At 61.9% G+C, this 2,758-nt stretch carries 3 protein-coding genes; 2 read left to right on the forward strand and 1 reads right to left on the reverse strand.

The features are described from left to right. Nucleotides 1–342 precede the first annotated feature (342 nt). On the reverse strand, nucleotides 343–558 hold the full coding sequence (locus AAAC48_RS23275; RefSeq protein WP_340656466.1) for a hypothetical protein: 216 nt from the start codon (nucleotides 556–558) through the stop codon (nucleotides 343–345). 364 nt (nucleotides 559–922) lie between these two features. On the opposite strand from AAAC48_RS23275, the gene AAAC48_RS23280 reads away from it, so the two are divergent. Together AAAC48_RS23280 and AAAC48_RS23285 are read left to right on the forward strand one after the other, a co-directional pair. Further along, nucleotides 923–1,987, forward strand: a complete 1,065-nt coding sequence (locus AAAC48_RS23280) for a class I fructose-bisphosphate aldolase (RefSeq protein ID WP_340656467.1) — start codon at nucleotides 923–925, stop codon at nucleotides 1,985–1,987. Nucleotides 1,988–2,281: 294 nt separating this feature from the next. Next, nucleotides 2,282–2,758, forward strand: a 477-nt coding sequence (locus AAAC48_RS23285; protein WP_340656468.1) for a histidine phosphatase family protein, incomplete at its 3' end; no start/stop codon positions are given.

Consider the following 2,758-nt stretch of genomic DNA (forward strand, 5'->3'; position numbering starts at 1 on the left):
GCTTCGAGGAATTCGGGACGGCCGGCAATGCATCCGCGATCCAGGCGCTACCCGTTTCGGAGATGGCGAAACGTTATCAGTCTGGGAAACTGGATCCAAAATTCGGTTGAAGGATGCGCGGGGTAGACGCGTGGGCGCAATTCACGTTCACGGTGTTTTTGCCCGCGCTTCATTGATCCAAGGCTCGGTTGCAACATGGCGGGTACTCCTCCGCCCATCAGCACTCTGCCTTATCCTCCGCCATGAACGGGTAAGCGTCCGGCCGAGCAGCCTTTGAGATTTTGCCCAAAGCAATGAAGTTACGTCGCTAATTCCGTAGTTAGCGGCGTAACCAGGGTGAGCTTATTGGGGCCGGCCGGTGTCTGCGACACCGATCTGGCAGCCTGCGATGACGTGAAGAGGAGAATTCACCATCTTCAGAATCAACCGCCGCGCCTTGCTTCCCAACGCCGGCAGCGCCGTCATCGCCTCGACGGTTGCCGCAATGGCTTTCGCCGCAGAGCCACGATGCCGGGACCGGGAATCGTCCTGCGTTTTGCGGGCGCTGATCAAGACCATGGGAAAGATCGTTTTGACCGTGTTTCAGACGCCAGCACAGCATTCAGTTGTTTATCTTGGACATGACACCACCCTGGAATGTCGCCCATAAACCCCATAGGCGGGGCATGACGTGGCGGGATTCTCGTTATGGCCATAAAGCGACACTTGGTTGTACTTCCGGTTCCAATCGACCCGCGGCTAGCTTGAAAGGCTATGAAAAGCTGCTCGGGGGACAGGTGCTCATCGATCTGGACGCCATCCAGAACCAGGATCAAACAGGGCCCGCTGAATAACGTGACAAGCCCGATCTTGCGCCTTATAATTTTTTGTTCGGACAAGGGGGGTGCACGAGTACGACCGAGAGCAGACGCGAGGGCCCACGATGAGCCAAGATCTGGAGAGCATCGCAGCGGTGCTAGTCGCCAAGGGGAAGGGTATTCTCGCGGCGGACGAGACTGTGCCCACTTTGACCAAGCGGTTCGATGCGCTCGGAATCCAGTCCACCGAGCAAAGCCGGCGCACTTACCGTGAAATGCTATTCACCTCCACGGGCGCGGCCGAGTTCATCAGCGGCGTCATCATGCACGACGAGACCATCCGCCAGAAGAGCTCCGGCGGGACGCCGTTCGCTCAGGTTCTCTCCGGCCAGGGGATCGTTCCTGGCATCAAGGTCGACACCGGCGCGAAGCCTCTTGCCGGCTCTCCCGACGAGAAGGTCACCGAAGGGCTTGATGGACTCCGGGATCGCCTCTCCGAGTACCGCGGTATGGGCGCCCGCTTCGCTAAGTGGCGGGCGGTCATTCGCATTGCGGACACGCTGCCGAGCGCCGCTTGCGTGAGTGCCAACGCACACGCCCTAGGGCGATACGCCGCTCTCTGTCAGGAGCAGCATCTCGTGCCGATCGTCGAACCGGAGGTGTTGATGGACGGATCACACACAATCGAGCGCTGCGAGGAGGTCACTGGCTTGGTCCTTCACGCCGTGTTCCGTGCCCTCTTCGAGCAGCGTGTCACGCTGGAATTCATGCTGCTTAAGCCCAACATGGTGATCGCGGGCGAGGAGTGCTCTCGTCCGGTTACCTTGCAGGAGGTCGCAGTCGCCACGCTCCGCTGCTTGCGCCAGCATGTGCCCGTGGCGGTCCCCGGCATCGTGTTCCTGTCGGGTGGTCAGAACGACCGGGTGGCCACCGCCCACCTCAACGCCATCAACCGACTGCCCGGGCCGAAGCCCTGGAAGATTAGTTTCTCCTACGGGCGCGCCCTCCAGGAGCCGGCGCTGGAGGCGTGGCATGGCCGCGACGAGGAGCTGAAGATGGGCCAGCAGGCCTTTTACCACCGGGCTCGCTGTAACGGCGCCGCTAGTCTCGGGACGTACACCGATGAGTTGGAGGCGGCATCAGTGGGCTCTGGTAGTCCGCCGCATCGCGGCCAGTCAGGCGACAACTGATGCGTCCCATCGGCGGTCGGAGCGGACTCGATATGTACGTCATGAACGACCTCGACCGCTCCATGAGGTCGGCGACGTCAACGACCGCCTGCCATAGCTGGAGCTCGAGCCGCATATTTCAAGCAGGCGATCCGCGACAAGCTGATCGAGCACAAGGAGTACATCGCTCTACACGGCGACGACATACCCGAAATCACGGGCTGGGCGCGGGGAGAGGCAACGGCCTTGGGAGAGAGCTGCGATCGACGAAGGCTGACAACGTCTAAGACAGGAGGGCTGGACGTGAAAGTATTCGTGATTAGGCATGGGGAGACCGAGTGGAGTCTGAGCGGGCAACACACGGGCACAACAGAAGTCCCCTTGACTGACAACGGACGACGACAGGCGGAACGGATGCGGCCAGTGTTGGCTAGGCAGACGTTCGCGCTCGTTCTCGTGAGCCCGCTGCAGCGTGCGCGGGAGACTTGTGGCTTGGCGGGCCTCGGCGACGGGGCCATCATCGACTCAAGCTTGATGGAGTGGAACTACGGCGAATACGAGGGGCTAACGCCCCAGCAAATCCGGGCAAAGCGGCCGGACTGGTTGATCTTCCGGGATGGATGCCCGGGCGGCGAGACGCCGAGGCAGGTGGCTACTCGTGTGGATCAAGTCGTGGCCCGGGCGCGGGCTGCGGGCGGGGACGTTGCCCTATTCGCGCACGGGCACGTCCTGCGCGTGCTTGGGGCGCGATGGATTGGGCTGCCGCCGCGTGCCGGACAGCATTTTCTCCTG

The organism is Phyllobacterium sp. (genome assembly GCF_037994405.1).
Lineage (GTDB): Bacteria > Pseudomonadota > Alphaproteobacteria > Rhizobiales > Rhizobiaceae > Phyllobacterium.